Consider the following 18,061-nt stretch of genomic DNA (forward strand, 5'->3'; position numbering starts at 1 on the left):
AGCTTGATCACAGGGAGTGAGTCGCATGAATTTAATTAGACATTGTCTAGATGAATGCTGGGATGCGCTGGCGCAGGTGTCTGATCCGGAAATTCCAGTGCTGTCGGTGCTGGATCTGGGCATGATTCGCGGCGTTGAACTCAACGCGCAAGATGAAATTGTGGTGCGACTGACCCCGACCTATAGCGGCTGTCCGGCCACCGATCTGCTTAAAGATGAAATTACCGCGGCGTTTCAAAGTAAAGGTCTAACCCCGGTTCAGGTGGTGGTGGATTTATCGGAAGCCTGGACCACCGACTGGATGAGCGAAAGCGGCAAGCAGAAGCTGCAGCAGTACGGCATTGCACCGCCACAAGGCCAGTCACATCAATGTGGTACGCATGTGGCGCTCAGTGATGGCATTCGCTGTCCACACTGTCATAGCCAGCAGACCAAATTATTAAGCGAATTCAGTTCCACAGCCTGCAAAGCCTTATACAAGTGTCAGGACTGTCTTGAACCGTTTGACTATTTCAAATGTATATAAGCATGACAAGCATCGTCGGCATGCAAGAGGGATTTTCACATGAGCCAATTTATACCTTTAACCATTAAATCAATTCAGCCACAAACCGAACAGGCCATCTGTATTGCCTTTGATCTGGCACCTGAACAGGCCGATTTATTCCAGTATCAGCCAGGCCAGCATCTTACCATCCGTCATTTGACCGAGCAGGGTGAAATCCGTCGTTGTTATTCAATTTGCAGTGATCGTGCTGAAGACATGAGCATTGCCATCAAGAAAATTGATCAGGGCCAGTTTTCGACCTGGGCCAATGAACATCTTAAAGCCGGTGATGTATTGGAAGTGATGCCACCACAAGGCGTATTTTTTCAAAAAGCAGCCAAAACTGGCGGCCAGAATTATCTTGGCTTTGCTGCTGGTAGCGGCATTACCCCAATTTTGTCGATTGTGAAATCGGTGCTGAACCATCAGCCGGGTGCGTACTTTACCTTGGTTTATGGTAACCGTTCCTGGAAACAGACCATGTTCTCGGAACAGATCATGGATTTAAAAGACCGTTATAAAGAGCGTCTACAACTGGTCAATGTTTTCTCGCGTGAACTGAATGACAGCCAGTTACTCAATGGTCGGATTGATGCGGAAAAACTGCAACAGTTGTTTCAGGCCGGTTTAATTCATTCCCAGTTCGATCACTGCTTTGCCTGTGGCCCGGAAGAGATGATGAATGCAGTGGAAACAGTGTTACCAGAACTGGGCATCGAGCGCAGCAAAATTCACACCGAGCGTTTTAATACCGGCACTGCACCGAAAGCCAGCGCGGCACAAATTGAAAGCCGTAGCGAAGAGAAGGTTAATATTATTCTCGATGGCCGTGAGCTGATTGTCGACGTTTCCAAACAGGATGACAGCATTCTCGATGCCGCCTTACGTGCCGGTGCTGACTTGCCTTATGCCTGTAAAGGTGGGGTCTGTGCGACCTGTAAATGCAAGGTGCTGGAAGGTGAGGTCGAAATGGCCATCAACTACAGCCTGGAAGAAGATGAAGTGGCCAAAGGCTATGTGCTGAGCTGTCAGGCACGTCCGACCAGTGCCAATGTACGCTTAAGTTTTGACGAATAAGTAGCGGACAGGGAGTCACAAGCCATGGATTATTTAAAAAGCAGTCTGGCCGCGCCGGGGGTGGTGTTAATTGAACTGAATCGCCCGGAAAAGCGTAATGCCCTGAATAATGCCACCTTAAAAGAACTGGCTGGTCATCTGCAGCAGCTGGATGCAGATTCCAGTGTAAAAGCCGTGGTGATTACCGGCAATCCGCAGTGTTTTGCTGCCGGGGCAGATTTAAATGAACTGGCACAACTGGATGTGGTGAGCATCCAGCAGGATCAGCGTCCATTGCTGTGGAAAGGTATTGATGAATTTTCCAAGCCACTGATTATGGCGGTCAATGGTTATGCGCTGGGGGCAGGTTTTGAACTGGCCTTGCATGGCGACATGATCATCACCGGTGAAAATGCCCAGTTTGCACTCCCTGAAATTGGTTTGGGCATGTTACCAGGCGCCGGTGGGACCCAGCGTTTGGCGCGTCTGGTTGGGCAGCAACTGGCGATGCGCTGGGCCATGACCGGAGAGATGGTCTCCGCCACGACCGCCTTGCAACACGGCATTAGCAGTCAGGTCTGTCCAAGCGGCCTTACGGTGCAATATGCACTGGAACTGGCAACAAAAATTGCAGCGCAGGCGCCACTGGCTATCCGTGCCATCAAACAGTCCTTAAAGTCGATTCATGAAGTGACCTTGAGCCAGGGCCTCAAATTAGAACGTCAACATTTTGTCTGGCTGGCCGCGACCCAAGACCGTCAGGAAGGCATTCAGGCATTTTTAGAAAAAAGAAAACCGGAATTTAGAGGTGTGTAATGGATTACCAAACAATTATTGTCGAAGAAAAAAATGCAGTGGGCTATTTGACCTTTAACCGTCCGAAGCAGCTCAACAGTTTTAATGAAACCATGCATCAGGAAGTGTCCAAGGTTATGAAGGCCTGGGCCAAAGACAGCAACATTCGCGCGGTGGTCATTTCTGCCGAAGGTCGTGGTTTCTGTGCCGGACAGGATTTGAATGACCGCGTGGTCGATCCGAATGCCGATGCACCAGATTTAGGCCTGTCAATTGAAAAATATTACAACCCTTTAATCAAGCTGATTACAGATATGCCCAAACCGGTGCTGTGCGCAGTCAATGGGGTTGCGGCCGGTGCTGGTGCCAATATTGCCTTGGCCTGTGACATTGTACTGGCGGCAAAATCGGCGTCTTTTATTCAGGCTTTCTGCCGTTTAGGTCTGGTTCCGGATTCTGGCGGCACCTGGTTCCTGCCGCGTCTGGTTGGCCGTGCCCAAGCCATGGGGCTGGCCATGCTGGGTGATAAAGTCAGCGCAGAACAGGCGCTGCAACTGGGCATGATCTGGCAGGTGGTAGAAGATGATCAGCTGAAAGCCGAAGCCGAGAAAATGGCCGAGCATTTAGCCAAACAGCCCACCTATGGTCTGTCCTTAATCAAAAAAGCCATTCATGCCGCAGCCGACAATAATCTGGATGAGCAGCTCATTCTGGAACGTGACCTACAGCGTCTGGCCGGCCGTTCAAATGATTATAAAGAAGGCGTCCAAGCCTTTATGCAAAAACGCACACCGCAATATACAGGATGCTAATCATGGAACAACTTTGTTTACAGCAGGCCCGTGTCGCGGTGATTGGCGCCGGCACCATGGGCATTGGTATTGCCCAATTGGCAGCGATGTATGGCCATCCAACCCAGCTGTTTGATGTGGATATGCAAAAATCTGAGGCCGCTTTGGCGCAATTAAAAACACAGCTGGAAAAACGTGTCGCGGCCGGGAAAATGACAGCGCAGCTGTTACAGCAAACGCTGGCCAATTTAACGATTGCCAGCGATCTTCAGGCACTGGCGAATGCGCAACTGGTGGTTGAAGCCATTGTGGAAAAGAAAGAGGTCAAACAAGCGCTGTTTCAGCAACTGGCAGCACTGTGTCCGGTAGAAACCATTTTTGCCTCTAACACCTCATCCATTTCCATTACCGCCATTGCCGCGGCAATTCCACAGCCTGAGCGTGTGGTCGGACTGCACTTTTTTAATCCGGCACCGGTAATGAAACTGGTAGAAATTATTCGTGGCCTGAAAACCTCAGCCCAGATTGCACAGGCATTGTTCAGCCTGATGCAAAGTTGGAATAAAGTGCCAGTGACGGCCAAATCAACTCCGGGTTTCATTGTCAACCGGGTAGCGCGTCCTTATTATGCCGAAGCTTTTCGTGCCTTACAGGAAAATGTCACCACGCCTGAACAATTGGATTTTATCATGCGTGAATGTGGCCGCTTTGCCATGGGGCCATGTGAACTGACCGACTTAATCGGGCAGGATGTCAATTTTTCCGTGACCCAAAGCGTGTATCAGGAATTCTTTTATGAGCCGCGCTATCGTCCGTCTTTAATCCAGAAAGAACTGGTGGATGCCGGCTGTTTCGGCCGTAAAAGTGGGCAGGGTTTTTATGATTATCGTCAGGCTGAACGTTCACCGGCCTATCGTTTACCGGCTATGCCGAGCGTTGCACCGGGTGAGCTTGAGCTTGCAGTCAATGGAAGCTGGTCACATTCTAGCGGCTTGATCTCGCGGATTCAGGCAGCCTCACAGCTGAAAGTGCAGCGTCAGCCACAGGCAGATGAAGAAATTGTACTGGGTGATGTACGCCTGCGTTTAAGCCGCGGTGAATCGGTCGAGCTGGACTATAGCAAGGACAAAGTAGTGCTGATGGACTGGCATGCTGACTGGAATGTGGCACAGGCGTTACCAATCGTGGCATCACCGGCCTGTAACGCAGCCGATATCGCCAAAGTCGAGCAGTTTTTTGCCGCGATTGATCTGATACCAATCTGGACTAAAGATCATGCAGGTCTGTATGTGCTGCGTACCATTTCCATGCTGGTGAATGAAGCCAGTGAAGCAGTGCTGCATGCTATAGCAACCGAACAAGATATTGATTCAGCAATGAAATATGGTGTGAATTATCCGCAAGGTCCATTCCAGTGGGCAGAAATAATTGGATATAACACTATTTTACAAATTTTGAAAAATATGTATCGTATTTATGGTGAAGAACGCTACCGTTGTAGTATATATTTAAGCAAGAAGGCTGCACAGGAACGTACGCAGTCAGAGCAAGAATTAGAATTTCGCCAAGCAGGCTAAGGAAACCACAGGACATGGAACAGGTATTTATTTGCGATGGAATTCGCACCCCAATTGGCCGTTATGCCGGTGCACTCAGCAGCATCCGTGCAGATGACCTGGCTGCCTTGCCAATACAGTATTTAAAAGCCCAGCATCCTGAACTGCCTTGGCAGGAACTGGATGAGGTGATTTTAGGCTGTGCCAATCAGGCTGGTGAAGATAACCGTAATGTGGCGCGTATGGCTGCCTTGCTGGCCGGCATGCCGGACAATGTCGCGGGCATTACCCTAAACCGTCTTTGTGCTTCAGGTTTAGATGCGGTTGCCACAGGCGCGCGTATGATCAAGGCTGGTGAAGCGCGGTTTGTACTGGCCGGTGGGGTCGAGTCCATGAGCCGTGCGCCTTTTGTCCAGTCCAAACCGGAAACCGCTTTTAGCCGTACCCCGGAAATTTTTGACACCACCATCGGCTGGCGCTTTATTAACCCGAAATTTAAAGCGCAGTTTGGTGTCGACAGCATGCCGGAAACCGCCGAGAACGTTGCAGAAAAATACCAGATTCATCGTGCCGATCAGGACCTGTTTGCCTATCGTAGCCAGCAGAAAACCGCAGTGGCCCAGAAAAACGGGATTCTGGCCGAAGAAATTATGCCGGTTGAAATTAAAGACCGTAAGAAAAACAGCATCATCTTCCAGACCGATGAGCATCCACGTGCTGACACCACGCTGGAGGCTTTAGGCAGCCTGAAAACCCCGTTTCGTAAAGAAGGCGGTTCAGTCACCGCCGGTAATGCTTCCGGGGTGAATGATGGCGCTGCCTGTGTCATGCTGGCCAATCAGGCTTTTGTGAATCAACATCAGCTAAAACCTTTAGCCAAAGTCGTGGCCTCGGCCAGTGCCGGTGTTGAAGCTAAATATATGGGCATCGGGCCGGTGCCGGCGGTACGTAAAGTGCTGGCGCTGACCGGGCTAACCCTAGATCAGATGGATATCATTGAGTTGAACGAGGCCTTTGCCGCACAGGCACTGGCGGTGACCCGTGAACTGGGCCTGCAGGATGATGATGCCCGGGTCAATCCAAATGGCGGCGCGATTGCCTTGGGACATCCACTCGGGATGAGTGGAACGCGTCTGGTGATTACCGCCATGAAAGAATTAAAACGTCGTCAAGGGAAATATGCACTGTGCACCATGTGTGTCGGTGTGGGCCAGGGCGTGGCCATGATTATCGAAAATGTGGATGAGGACACATCCAAGTAAAAAATACAGCACTCAATCAGGATGATTGAAAAGGAGTAATAAGATGAATAACAATGCAATGGAAAAAATCGAAACTGTTTCAATCGATGAGTTACGTAGCATCCAGCTGCAACGCATGAAAAAAACGCTGCAGCATGCCTACCAGAACAGCCCGGTGTATCAAAAGAAGTTTGATGAAGCAGGGGTCCATCCTGATGATTTCAACACTTTGGAAGATCTGGCCAAATTCCCGTTTACCACCAAACAAGATTTACGTGACAACTATCCGTTTGGCATGTTTGCCGTGCCACAGGAACAGATTGTGCGTGTGCATGCCTCATCAGGCACCACCGGCCAGCCGACCGTGGTCGGGTATACCCAGCAGGATATTCAGACCTGGTCAGATGTGGTGGCGCGTTCCTTACGTGCAGCCGGTTTAAGCGCCAAAGATACCATTCAGGTGTCCTATGGTTATGGTTTGTTTACTGGCGGTTTGGGTGCGCATTATGGCGTAGAGCGCTTAGGTGCCACGGTTATTCCAATGTCGGGCGGCCAAACCGAGCGTCAGGCGCAGCTGATTCATGACTTTAAGCCTACCGCTTTAATGGTTACGCCATCTTACTGCCTGAATATTATTGAAGCGCTGGAAAAGAAATTTGGCACAGCCAAAGACTGTTCTATCCGTACCGGTATTTTTGGTGCCGAGCCGTGGACCAATGAAATGCGCAAGGAAATTGAAGAGCGCTTGGGCATTGATGCGCTGGATATTTACGGCCTGTCTGAAGTAATGGGGCCGGGTGTAGCAATGGAATGTCTGGAAAGCAAAGACGGCCCAACCATCTGGGAAGATCATTTCTATCCGGAAATTATTAATCCGGAAACTGGTGAAGTCCTGCCAGATGGTGAACTGGGCGAGCTGGTCTTTACCACCATCACCAAAGAAGGTATGCCGGTGATCCGTTACCGTACCCGTGACCTGACCCGTCTGTTACCTGGCACGGCACGCACCATGCGTCGTATGGACAAAATCGTTGGACGCAGCGATGATATGATGATTATCCGCGGTGTGAACGTGTTCCCGTCACAAATTGAAGAGCAGATTTTACATATTCCGCAGCTGATTCCGAATTATCAGATTCATATTTGTAAACAGGGACACCTCGACACATTGCATATTCAGGCAGAAATGCGTAAAGATACCAATGATGTTATGGCGCACCAGTTGGCCGGGCAGTTAAAAGCCCAGATTAAAACCATGGTGGGCATTAGCGTGACGGTGGATGTGTTGCCGGAAGGTAGTCTGCCACGCTCAGAAGGTAAGGCGCAGCGGGTATTTGATATCCGAAAGTCTGCATAGGTTCAGTGGGCGATTGACTGCGGTCAATTGCCCTCACAAACAGGGTGTGAATACATCGCAATGAATCCAAAACTAAAACAAAGTATTGATGATTTTATTCAGCATGAAGCCTTAAGTGGCACATCGCTGATTATGACCGTATTTGGTGACTGTATTTTTCATCGCGGTGGGATTATCAGTCTGGCCAGCCTGATCCAGCTGATGGATGTGTTTGGCCTGAATGAACGTTCGGTACGTACCGCCGTATTTCGTCTGGTACAAAACGGCTGGTTGGTATCGGAAAAAATTGGCCGCACCAGTTATTACCGTATTACCGAAAACAGCCGTCAGCGTTTTATTATGGCGGACCAGAAAATTTACAGCTTCCAGCACAAGGAATGGGATCAGAAATGGGATCTGGTACTGCTCAGTTCGGTCGAGCTGGAAAATAAAGCCATTTTAAAGAAAGAACTGGAATGGCTCGGTTTTGCCAATATTGCCACCAACGTGATGGCTTATCCGGGTTGTGATCATCTGAAACTGCAAAATCTGCTACTGAATCTGCAAATGACCGATCAGGTGGTGATCTTTAAAGCTGAAACCTTGCAGTTATGGCAGGAGTCGTATCCAACCATTAAACGCATGGTGGCAACCAACTGGCCGGTGCCTGAACTGCATCAGCGTTATGAAAAATTCATGGGTGATTTCCGTGAATTTCTGAATCTGGTTGATGCCGAAGATGAACTGGACCCGGTACAGGCCTTCCAGATCCGGATTTTGCTGATTCATCAGTATCGCCGGATTTTGCTGAAAGATCCGAACCTGCCGTTTGAGCTGCTGCCATCGGACTGGTTATCGCTGAATGCACGCAACTTAAGTAGCAACCTGTATCAGCGTGTGGTCAGTGCCGGAGAAGAATTCTTTATGGAACTGGCGCGCACGTCGGAAGGTTCAATGCCACCGGCGCATCCGCAATTCTTCAAGCGTTTTGGCGGTATTAAAATAGAAGAACCCAGCTCATTGGCTTGAGCTTATTCATAGAGCTTCCTTGCCTCGTGGTGGGGAAGCATCTACTCCGCTTATTTTAAAGGAATAAAATATGCCGTGTTACTCCATTGATGGTGTGATTCCTGTGGTGCATCCGCAGGCTTATGTGCATCCAACTGCTGTACTTATTGGTGATGTGATTATTGAAGCCGGGGCTTATATTGGCCCATTTGCTGCCTTACGTGCCGACTTTGGCCGAATCCATATTCAGCAGAATGCCAATGTGCAGGATTCCTGTACCGTGCATGGTTTTCCAGACAGCGTGACGCTGGTAGAAGAATATGGCCATATCGGACATGGGGCAATTTTGCATGGCTGCATCATTCGTAAAAACGTACTGGTTGGCATGAATAGCGTGATTTTGGATGAAGCGGAAATTGGTGAAAATACCATTATTGGCGCCAACAGTACCGTGAAAGCCAAAGCCCAGATTCCGGCCAATGTCCTGGCACTCGGCAGTCCGGCTAAGGTGGTGCGGCCACTGGAAGACAAGGAAATTGCCTGGAAACGTCATGGCACCCAGCAATATATTGAACTGACTGCACGCTGTCTGCAGAGCATGCACGAGGTTGAGCCATTGCCTGAACAAACTGCCTCACGCCGTACCTATCGCGATTTTTCCGCCGAGCATGTGATTAAAAAACGGGCTTAAGTGAATATAAAAACCTGTGATCTTTAGGTATATCGCATTGTTGATCCCATAAAAAAGCGCTGAATCTATCAGCGCTTTTTCTATCTTATCTCTACATAGACCAATATTTACACGGGCGCTTCCATCAGCACCTGACCATATTGTTCGCGTAAATCTTTTTTCAGCATTTTGCCGGTCCCGCTGAGCGGAATACTGTCAACAAAAATCACCTTGTCCGGAATCTGCCATTTGGCCACCTTATCGGCATAGTAGTCCAGCAGTTCGTTTTCGGTAAGCTGGCTGTCCGGCACTTTCATGGCAATGACCACCGGACGTTCATCCCATTTTGGATGGCTGGCGGCAATCACTGCAGCCATGGCAATTTCCGGATGGCACATGGCCAGATTTTCCAGTTCTACCGATGAAATCCATTCACCACCCGATTTAATCAGGTCTTTAGAACGGTCACTAATGTGCAGGAAACCATCACTGTTCAGACTGGCAATATCGCCGGTATCGAACCAGCCATCACTGGTCAGGGCAGATTCCTCTTTGCCAAAGTAACGCTCAATAATCCAGTGGCCTTTAATCTGTAAATTGCCGGTGGTCTGGCCATCACGTGGCAGCAAGTCGGTGCCTTTTTCTGCCGAAGCCAGACGTAAATCTACCCCAAATGGTGGACGACCTTGAGACAGTCGTAACTGGGTTTTCTCCTCCGGACTGAGCAGTTCATGCTTGGCTTTGAGCTGGTTGGCAGAACCCAGCGGACTGGTTTCAGTCATGCCCCAGGCATGAATGGTGTCGCAGTTATACTGCTCTTTAAAGGTTTTCAGCATCGCTGGTGGGCAGGCCGAGCCACCGACCACATTGCGGTTCATGCTTTCCAGCGTGCTGCCAGACTGTTTGGCTGCGGCCAGTAAACCTTGCCAGATGGTTGGCACACCCAAGGCCACCGTCACTTTATAATTATCAATGAGCTGTACCAGACTGGCACCATCCAGCCCTGGTCCCGGCAACACCAGGGTTGAGCCAACCATCGCCGCAGCATATGGCGTGCCCCAGGCATTGACATGGAACATTGGAACCACCGGCAGCATTACATCTTTGGCCGATAAATTCAGGGAGTCGGGCAGGCTGATGCCATAACTGTGCAGCAAGGTGGAACGGTGGCTGTAGAGCACGCCTTTTGGATTACCGGTGGTGCCTGAGGTGTAGCACAGGGAACTGGCCATATTTTCATCCAGTTCTGGCCAGTCAAATGTCTTGGACTGGGCGGCAATCAAATCATCATAAAACTGAACTTCAGGCAATTTTTCCCGGACCGCATCATCCGGTGCATCCAGACAGATAAAATGCTCCACCTGCAGCAAATGCTGTTTTACCCCGACAATTAGCGGCAGGAAGGTTTTATCAAAAATTACCACCCGGTCCTGGGCATCATTAATAATAAAAATCAGCTGTTCAGGAAACAGACGCGGGTTAATGGTATGGCAGACCAAACCACTCCCGGAAATTGCATACCAGCTTTCCAGGTGACGATGATTGTTCCAGGCAATGGTCGCCACACGGTCACTCTGCTCTAGGCCCAAGGCCTGCAGTGCATTGGCAAAGCGTTTGGCATTCTCTGCCACAGCGGCCCAGTCGGTGCTGCTCATGCTGCCATCGGTATTTTTTGAAATGATGGGTGTATCGCCATGATAGCGTGCTGCATGTTCAATCAGCGAGCTAATCAATAACGGTTGATACATCATACGTCCAAGCATGTTGATATCCTTATTCCATTTTTTGTTGTTTAAATAATGTCTTGTTTCTTGATTACTTTTCCGAGGCATCATTGCTGAAAAAGGCTGTTTTTTCATCCTAAACACTTGCGTGATGAAATCAAGAGGGGATTACAAAAAATCTGTTTTGTACCACTTTTAAACCAAAAAATGCGCTAGCTATTTGAATATAGAGTAAAAGCTTCAATAAGTATGATGAATGAAGTTCAAAAGAAGTCATTGAAATAACATTTGATCTTTTTAAAAAATGTGTTAAAAAATGAGTATAACCAATTTTGGTTATGCTTGTTTCAGGATGAAATAAGCGGTAAGAAGCTGAATGAAAAAATAATCAAAAATAGGAGTGTTAGGATGCTTCAATTATTAAAAAACTTTTTCTGCTTACATATTTATGAATATGAGCAAATGGAGGAAATTGGTGCGCATATTGAGTGTCGTAAGTGTGGGGCCAATAAATCATAGAGGGGATCAAACCGGATTCAACAAAGAAGTGGGCTAGACTCACTTCTTTTTGTTTATACACTGCATCAACATTCACGCAGGCTCATCTCAGCCTTTAAATATCTAAATCTCATTGCAAGCTGCTTTATTTACTGCCATTTCAGGCTAAAATCCTGTCATCTCTCTATAACTGAATGTGCACATGGCCAAAGATTTTAATGCCCCGACCTATATTGTAGATGATCAGCTCAGCGATACCTTGGCCTGGCTGTGTCAGCATCAAGACTGTTTTGATGCCTTTCATTTTGATGTCATCAAGCAGGAACTCACGGTTTATCATGCTAATGGTGCCGATCTGATTAAACCGGGCATGTATCTGAATGCCAATTATGGCTTGTTGATTACCTCATAAAAAAAGCCCATCCAGAAGATGGGCTTTTTCGTGTGATGAGGATTAAACCGCCATCGCATCTACCGACAGTTCCTGAACGGTCGGTTTGGCTTTTTCCGCCACCAGTCCCAGTTTCTGGAACAGTTGACGGTCTTTACCTTCACCGGCATTCGGGGTGGTCAGCAGCTTTTCACCCGAGAACAGCGAGTTGGCACCGGCCATAAAGGCCAGAGCCTGATCTGAATCAGATAAAGATTCACGACCGGCAGACAGGCGGATATAACTGGTTGGCATGATAATGCGTGCCACGGCAATAGTACGAATCCATTCGGTGACATCGAGTTTTTCTACATCGGCCAGTGGTGTACCTTCAATTGGCACCAGCATGTTAATCGGTACAGATTCCGGATGAATCGGCAAGGTGGCCAGTTCATGTAACAGGCCAATCCGGTCCTGAGTATCTTCACCTAAACCGACAATACCGCCGCTACAGACTTTCATGCCGGCATTACGCACATGCTCTAGGGTATTTAAACGGTCATCGAAGCTGCGGGTACTAATAATATTGGCATAGTATTCGCGCGAAGTATCGAGGTTATGGTTGTAATAATCCAGGCCGGCATCTTTCAGGCGTTCTGCCTGAGACTGGTTCAGCATACCCAGCGTCATACAGGTTTCCAGACCCAGCGCTTTTACTTCACGCACCATTTCCAGCACATAAGGCATATCGCGTTCATGCGGATTGCGCCACGCTGCGCCCATACAAAAACGTGAAGAACCTGATTCCAGCGCTTCCTTGGCTTCCTGAATCACTTTTTCAACGGCAATACGTTTTTCAGCTTCCAGCTGTGAATCATAATGAGCCGATTGAGAGCAGTATTTGCAGTCTTCCGGGCATTTACCGGTTTTAATCGAGAGTAAGGTACTCACCTGAATGGTATTGGCAGCAAAATGCTCACGATGTACACGCTGCGCCTCAAAAACCAAATCTAAAAACGGTTGCTGATAAAGTGCCTCAATTTCTTCACGAGACCAATCATTACGTACCGGACGCATACTGCTCATAAGTCTGTCCCTAATTATCCATATTTTGCATACTACATATTAAGCAAAAGCGGCAGGCGCTTCATTAGCAAAATATGACGTAATCCAAAAACAAAGTCCACCTGAAGTGGACTTTGTTGAGTGAGGGAACATGAACTTCAGCATTATTCACGATGATTGCCGTGCATGTTCTGGTTTTGCAGATCGGCACGGTGCTGTTTATTCAGCATCCGGTCATCCTGTTCATGCTGGTTGTTTTTAGGACTATCAATAGGCCCTTGGGGTTGCTGCTGTTGCTGTTTTAAATGTTCAGTCTGCTGTTCAAGTTCCTGCTTTTGCTGTTGTTTCTGCTGCTGTTGGTTTTTATGATGCGTTTGCATAATAAATTCCTCCTGATGACAACATCTTTTCTGTTGGATTCCTCTATTGAGCCACAATTCAGTACCACGCGCTGTAGGGCTTGTGTGGGGATCTGTGAGCTCAGGTAAAGAAATGAAAAATTATGCAGATTTGGTCAACTGCTCCTGAATGGCCCAGTCGATATGCACATTCACCACCTCATCATGCAGCGTTTTGGCCTGTTGCAGCTGGGCAATAATATCTGCGGAATAAGGCGCATTGCCCAGACCAATCGCAATATTGCGTTTAAAACTCTGATAACCGGTCCGTCTGAGTGGACTGCCTTCGGTGCAGGCCAGGAAGGTGGCTTCATCCCATTGCCAGAGCTCCAGCAGGCTCATCCGGTCCAGCCCATGACGCGGGGCAAAATCATCCAGCGGGGTCAGCTGGGCAAAACTGTTCCAGGGGCAAATTAACTGGCAGTCATCACAGCCAAAAACCCGGTTGCCAATCGGCCGGCGCAAATCTTCAGGAATAATTCCTTTGTATTCAATGGTTAAATAGGCAATACATTTGCCAGCATCCAGCACATAGGGCTCGACAATGGCTTTGGTTGGGCAGATGTCGATACAGGCACTACAGGAACCGCAGTGCGCCGTGGCCGGTTCATCAAACGGTAACTCAAGCGAACTAAACAGTTCTCCTAATACAAAGAACGAACCGGATTTTTTATGAATGAGCAGGGTGTGTTTACCGGTCCAGCCCATGCCGGCACTTTCGGCCAGCGATTTTTCAAAGATGGGGGCTGAATCGGCAAAAGGGCGCGATTCAAAATCACCAACTTTGTCCCGAATCAGGCTGGCCAGAGTTTTAAGACGACCGCGCATGACTTTATGATAATCGCGGCCGCGGGCATAACGCGCAATAATGGCGCTATTGGGTGCATCTGGCACGCGTCGTGGTGTAGGCCGATCGACCAGATAATTCATGCGCACACAAATAATGCTTTTGGTGCCCGGCACCAGTAAGGCCGGGTTGGCACGTTTCTCCAGATTTTCGCCCAGAAAATGCATATCTGCCTGATAACCTTGTGCTAAATAGGCTTCCAAACGGGGTAATTCTGCTTGAGCATCGGGCCGGGCAATGACACAATCAGCAAAGCCCAGTGCTAAAGCCTGCGCTTTAATCCATGCTTTTAACTGGACGGGATCAAGTTGACTGACCGGAATATTCTGCATGGCAGGCGATGAGTTCATAATGACAAAACAAGGGAAAAACAATGCATCCACAAGTTTATCATAGCCGTGATATTCAAGCATGGGAGCAGCGCTGGTTTGCTCGGCAAAACTCGTCTTATGGTCTGATGCAGCAGGTGGCCTGGTCGATTGCCCAGCGCGTCGTTCCCGTTTTACAGCAGCACGACTATCAATCTGTCGCCGTTTGTTGCGGGCAGGGCAATAATGCCGGGGATGGCTATCTACTGGCCAAATATTTACAGCAGGCCGGTTTTCAGGTGCATATTTATGCGGCTGAACTCGGACCCTCGCCTGATTTGCAGCAGGCTGAACGCGAGGCCCAAGCGGCTGGCCTAGATATTCAATCCGGTTTTCGGTTTCAACAGGCTTATGAGGTCTATGTTGATGCGCTGTTTGGGATTGGCCTGAATCGTGAACTGAGCGTTGAGTGGCAACAGATTATTCATCAGATGAATCAGCAGCGCGGCTTGAAAGTCGCAATTGATATTCCAAGTGGCTTGGATGCCAATTGTGGTCAGCCTTTACCTTGCGCAATTCAGGCTGATTTGACCTATAGCGTATTGGGTTTAAAAGCCGGACTCTTTACCGGTAAGGGCAAAGCCTACGCTGGACAGGTGGAGCTGATTGCCGCCATTCCTCCCGATGCCGAATTACACGCCATCGCCCAGCTGGCACCCACCCAGATTCAGTTGCCGCCACGTCAGGCTTTTGGTCATAAAGGCAGTTATGGGCATGTGCTGGTGGTCGGCGGTCATGCCGATATGGGCGGCGCGGTAATAATGGCGGCGGAAGCGGCGTTTGCGGCTGGCTGTGGCAAAGTAACCGTGGTCTGTGATGCCAAACATCATACCGCCATTTTAAGTCGCGCTCCGAATATCATGCTGCGTGATATTAACAGCTTGCAGGATGATGCCATTGAACAGCTGCTACAGCAGGTCGATGCCATCTGTTTTGGTATGGGCCTTGGACGCGATGACTGGGCGGCTTGTCAATATGCGATGTGGTTGCCGAAACTGTTACAGGCTGAACTGGAACGGGTACTCGATGCCGATGCCTTATGGTTTCTGGCCGCACATCCGCAGCAGTTACCTGAAGGTAGTTATTTAACGCCACATCCGGGTGAGGCGGCGAAACTTTTAGGCCTAACGACAATGGAAGTTGAGCAGAACCGCTTACAGGCTATTCAGGAATTACAGGCTCGTTATGGCGGCCAGTGGGTGCTTAAAGGCGCGGGCAGCCTGATTCTGGAAGATCAGCTCTGGCTATGTACTGCCGGCAATGCCGGAATGGGCACAGGTGGCATGGGCGATGTCCTGTCCGGCATGATCGCCAGTTTAAAAGCGCAATATCATACTGAACTCAGTTTACATGAGATTGTCACTTTACATGCGCAAGCTGGAGATGTACTGGCGGAATCCGGTATGCGCGGACTTCAGGCACAGCAGATGAATCAGGCCATTTATCAGGTCGTGAACAGGTGAGAGATGCAAGCACTTAAAATTATTATTCAGGGAAATGTGCAGGGCGTGGGGTATCGCCGCTGGTTTGAACAGCAGGCGCAAGAACTGCAGCTAACCGGCTATGTCAAAAATCTGGACAATGGTGATGTCGAAGCAGAAATTATTGGCGAGGAAATGCAGATTCAGGAAATTCTGAAACGCAGTCTGGTTGGACCATTGCGGGCACAGGTCACTAAAATTGAGCGCATCCCGTTTGATCCGGCAGAACGTGAATACACCCATTTCCAGATGATCCGTTAAGTAGAAACTCCCGATTTGGACATCCCCTCACCAGGGATCAAGATGGCTTCCAGTTAGCGCCGTCTGCTGCTAGAACGGCTACGGCCGCGCGCCATACCACCCAGGGCATTCAGTACCGCCATTTTGCTCATACTGCCGGAGGCGTGGGCATGGCAGATGGCAGCGGCCAGCGCATCAGCTGCATCAGCTTGCGGTTTAATGCTTAAATTTAACAGCTTCATCACCATCATCTGCACCTGTTCTTTATCGGCTGCCCCATAGCCGACCACAGACTGCTTGATTTGGCGGGCGGTATATTCCGCCACCTGTAAATCCAGATTGGTCAGTGCGGCAATGGCAGCACCACGCGCTTGACCCAGTTTCAGTGCCGAGTCCGGGTTTTGCGCCATAAAAACCTGTTCAACTGCGGCCTCAGTCGGGCCATGAAATTTTACAATCCGGTCAATACCACCAAAAATACGTTTCAGGCGTTCAGGCATTTCCGTGGTTTCGGTCCGAATGGTGCCGGCATCTACAAAACGCAATTTTGAGCCATCACGCTCAATAATGCCGTAACCGGTAAGCCGGGAACCGGGATCGATACCAATAATCAGTGACATGCCAAGCCTTAAAAAATTACATCAAAATGAATTATATGATTTTACAGCGGTATTGTGTGAGGGAATTTGCAGCAACCGGTGCGGATACTCAAGACCACCAACAATGCCTCTAGCTTGCCGGAACTGAAATGAAAAATAGCAGGGACGGTATACAGATCATCCTTGTAAAAAAGGCGGCATCTTCATTTTGGCTTAAGCTTCGGGGTTTATTGTACATCTACAGTCAAACCGAGATTGATCATGTCAGGCTGGATAGACCGCTTGAAACACTGGGCCAAGCAGATTAAACGCGATGTATATGCCGTATGGTTTGCCGCACGTGATCCTGATACGCCATTACTGGCCAAGCTGGTGGCGTTGCTGGTGGCTGCCTATGCAGTGTCTCCCATTAACCTGATTCCGGATTTTATTCCGGTACTGGGTTATCTGGATGATCTGATTCTGGTGCCTTTGGGTATTTTGCTGGTGATGCGTCTGGTGCCTGCCGAAATTATGCAGCGTTGCCGTGACAAAGCTGAAGCGGCCAGTCAAAAGCCGTGCAGTACAGTGGCCGCGGCAGTGTTTATCGGGCTGTGGCTGCTGCTCGTGTATGCGGCTTATGTTTATTTTTATCGTGCTACAGCATAAAGCTCAGGTCTGTAATTGAAAATATTAATGACAGGCCTGCACTTTAAAAATAGAATAATGCCCATATTGTTACATAAGCGTGTCAAAAAAAGCTTGATGCTGATTAAGCAGTTGATGCCTGCACTCTATTTATTTTGTTGAGATTAGATTAATTTTCATGAAATTATTTCTTATTATTCTGGCTGGTTTAATTCTGGAAGTATTCGTCTGGATCGGCGTGGGTGACCTGGTCGGTAGCATGTGGTACGTGTTCTTCTGGTTTATTGCCGCCTTCTTTATTGGTATGAATCTGATCCGTAAGTATTCTGCGGGCATCATGCCACAAATGCAGCAGATGCAGATGGGACAAATGAGTGCAGATCCGGCATTAAGCAATAACTTGCCTAAAATCTTTGCAGGTTTCCTGCTGTTGATTCCAGGCCTGATCACCGATGTGCTGGCTGTGCTGATTATGATTCCGGGCGTACAAAATGCCTTTAAAGCGGCCATGATGAAAGCGATGATGAAACGTCAGCAAGCCATGATGAACCAGATGATGGGGGGCATGATGGGCGATATGAATGGCATGGGTGGTGGTGCACAAGGCCAGAATCCGTTCGCCGATCTGATGCGTCAGATGCAGGACATGCAAAACCAGCAGGCGGGCCGCGACTCGACTATTATTGATGGTGAAGCGCGCGAAGTGACGCCAGAAGCAAAAAAAATTGAAATGAAAGATGTGAATAAACACTAAGCCATCTTTATTTGAAAAACCGGATCTGCAAGGATTCGGTTTTTTTATGCTTGCAGTGCTCGTATATTTTTGAACGGGCGATATAATAAA

19 protein-coding genes are annotated in these 18,061 nt (G+C 48.8%); 14 read left to right on the top strand and 5 right to left on the bottom strand.

The window, feature by feature from the left end:
• The first annotated feature begins 25 nt into the window (after positions 1 to 25).
• The 9 genes from paaD to FTT64_RS00835 all read left to right on the top strand — a co-directional run bounded on the left by paaD (position 26) and on the right by FTT64_RS00835 (position 9,021).
• Positions 26 to 526 carry a 1,2-phenylacetyl-CoA epoxidase subunit PaaD gene (gene paaD / locus FTT64_RS00795; RefSeq protein WP_016658268.1) on the top strand — a complete coding sequence of 167 codons (501 nt, stop codon included), beginning with the start codon at positions 26 to 28 and terminating at the stop codon, positions 524 to 526.
• Between the two features lie 39 nt (positions 527 to 565).
• The gene (gene paaE / locus FTT64_RS00800) at positions 566 to 1,624 is read left to right on the top strand and encodes a 1,2-phenylacetyl-CoA epoxidase subunit PaaE (RefSeq protein WP_160243304.1); all 1,059 of its coding nucleotides are present in this window, start codon (positions 566 to 568) and stop codon (positions 1,622 to 1,624) included.
• Between the two features lie 24 nt (positions 1,625 to 1,648).
• Positions 1,649 to 2,419 (top strand): enoyl-CoA hydratase-related protein, encoded by a 771-nt coding sequence (locus tag FTT64_RS00805; protein WP_168397596.1) that lies wholly within the window; start codon positions 1,649 to 1,651, stop codon positions 2,417 to 2,419.
• Positions 2,419 to 3,210 (top strand): 2-(1,2-epoxy-1,2-dihydrophenyl)acetyl-CoA isomerase PaaG, encoded by a 792-nt coding sequence (paaG, locus tag FTT64_RS00810; RefSeq protein ID WP_180181957.1) that lies wholly within the window; start codon positions 2,419 to 2,421, stop codon positions 3,208 to 3,210. The genes FTT64_RS00805 and paaG overlap by 1 nt, the downstream gene beginning before the upstream one ends.
• Positions 3,211 to 3,212: 2 nt before the next feature.
• Entirely contained in the window at positions 3,213 to 4,766 is a 1,554-nt protein-coding gene (locus FTT64_RS00815) for a 3-hydroxyacyl-CoA dehydrogenase (RefSeq protein ID WP_180181958.1), read from the top strand.
• A gap of 14 nt (positions 4,767 to 4,780) precedes the next feature.
• Positions 4,781 to 6,007 (top strand): 3-oxoadipyl-CoA thiolase, encoded by a 1,227-nt coding sequence (gene pcaF / locus FTT64_RS00820; RefSeq protein WP_180181959.1) that lies wholly within the window; start codon positions 4,781 to 4,783, stop codon positions 6,005 to 6,007.
• Positions 6,008 to 6,050: 43 nt separating this feature from the next.
• The gene (gene paaK / locus FTT64_RS00825; RefSeq protein ID WP_005177377.1) at positions 6,051 to 7,343 is read left to right on the top strand and encodes a phenylacetate--CoA ligase PaaK; all 1,293 of its coding nucleotides are present in this window, start codon (positions 6,051 to 6,053) and stop codon (positions 7,341 to 7,343) included.
• Positions 7,344 to 7,403: 60 nt separating this feature from the next.
• Positions 7,404 to 8,351, top strand: a complete 948-nt coding sequence (gene paaX / locus FTT64_RS00830) for a phenylacetic acid degradation operon negative regulatory protein PaaX (RefSeq protein WP_005177380.1) — start codon at positions 7,404 to 7,406, stop codon at positions 8,349 to 8,351.
• Between the two features lie 70 nt (positions 8,352 to 8,421).
• Positions 8,422 to 9,021, top strand: a complete 600-nt coding sequence (locus tag FTT64_RS00835) for a gamma carbonic anhydrase family protein (RefSeq protein ID WP_180181960.1) — start codon at positions 8,422 to 8,424, stop codon at positions 9,019 to 9,021.
• Positions 9,022 to 9,128: 107 nt separating this feature from the next.
• Here the strand turns inward: FTT64_RS00835 and FTT64_RS00840 are convergent, their stop codons facing one another.
• Entirely contained in the window at positions 9,129 to 10,763 is a 1,635-nt protein-coding gene (locus FTT64_RS00840) for a long-chain-fatty-acid--CoA ligase (RefSeq protein ID WP_180181961.1), read from the bottom strand.
• Between the two features lie 661 nt (positions 10,764 to 11,424).
• Here FTT64_RS00840 and FTT64_RS00845 point away from each other — a divergent pair.
• On the top strand, positions 11,425 to 11,634 hold the full coding sequence (locus FTT64_RS00845; protein WP_075166751.1) for a hypothetical protein: 210 nt from the start codon (positions 11,425 to 11,427) through the stop codon (positions 11,632 to 11,634).
• Between the two features lie 42 nt (positions 11,635 to 11,676).
• On the opposite strand, the gene bioB is transcribed toward FTT64_RS00845, so the two are convergent.
• The 3 genes from bioB to queG form a co-directional block, all read right to left on the bottom strand.
• A complete protein-coding gene (gene bioB, locus FTT64_RS00850; RefSeq protein WP_016658258.1) occupies positions 11,677 to 12,678 on the bottom strand; it encodes a biotin synthase BioB in 1,002 nt (333 codons plus the stop codon).
• Between the two features lie 143 nt (positions 12,679 to 12,821).
• On the bottom strand, positions 12,822 to 13,037 hold the full coding sequence (locus FTT64_RS00855) for a hypothetical protein (RefSeq protein ID WP_005177388.1): 216 nt from the start codon (positions 13,035 to 13,037) through the stop codon (positions 12,822 to 12,824).
• A gap of 120 nt (positions 13,038 to 13,157) precedes the next feature.
• Positions 13,158 to 14,234, bottom strand: coding sequence for a tRNA epoxyqueuosine(34) reductase QueG (queG, locus tag FTT64_RS00860; RefSeq protein WP_180181990.1), 1,077 nt, complete (start codon positions 14,232 to 14,234; stop codon positions 13,158 to 13,160).
• 41 nt (positions 14,235 to 14,275) lie between these two features.
• Between queG and FTT64_RS00865 the strand changes: the two genes are divergently transcribed.
• Together FTT64_RS00865 and FTT64_RS00870 are read left to right on the top strand one after the other, a co-directional pair.
• The gene (locus FTT64_RS00865) at positions 14,276 to 15,733 is read left to right on the top strand and encodes a bifunctional ADP-dependent NAD(P)H-hydrate dehydratase/NAD(P)H-hydrate epimerase (RefSeq protein ID WP_005177396.1); all 1,458 of its coding nucleotides are present in this window, start codon (positions 14,276 to 14,278) and stop codon (positions 15,731 to 15,733) included.
• A gap of 3 nt (positions 15,734 to 15,736) precedes the next feature.
• Positions 15,737 to 16,012, top strand: a complete 276-nt coding sequence (locus tag FTT64_RS00870) for an acylphosphatase (protein WP_005177399.1) — start codon at positions 15,737 to 15,739, stop codon at positions 16,010 to 16,012.
• Between the two features lie 53 nt (positions 16,013 to 16,065).
• Here the strand turns inward: FTT64_RS00870 and ruvC are convergent, their stop codons facing one another.
• Entirely contained in the window at positions 16,066 to 16,611 is a 546-nt protein-coding gene (gene ruvC / locus FTT64_RS00875; protein WP_045795787.1) for a crossover junction endodeoxyribonuclease RuvC, read from the bottom strand.
• A gap of 240 nt (positions 16,612 to 16,851) precedes the next feature.
• Between ruvC and FTT64_RS00880 the strand changes: the two genes are divergently transcribed.
• Together FTT64_RS00880 and FTT64_RS00885 are read left to right on the top strand one after the other, a co-directional pair.
• Positions 16,852 to 17,238 (top strand): YkvA family protein, encoded by a 387-nt coding sequence (locus FTT64_RS00880; RefSeq protein WP_180181962.1) that lies wholly within the window; start codon positions 16,852 to 16,854, stop codon positions 17,236 to 17,238.
• 157 nt (positions 17,239 to 17,395) lie between these two features.
• Positions 17,396 to 17,971 carry an FxsA family protein gene (locus FTT64_RS00885; protein WP_016658253.1) on the top strand — a complete coding sequence of 192 codons (576 nt, stop codon included), beginning with the start codon at positions 17,396 to 17,398 and terminating at the stop codon, positions 17,969 to 17,971.
• Positions 17,972 to 18,061: the final 90 nt, after the last annotated feature.

It is taken from the genome of Acinetobacter sp. Q186-3, from assembly GCF_013420655.1.
Lineage (GTDB): Bacteria > Pseudomonadota > Gammaproteobacteria > Pseudomonadales > Moraxellaceae > Acinetobacter > Acinetobacter indicus.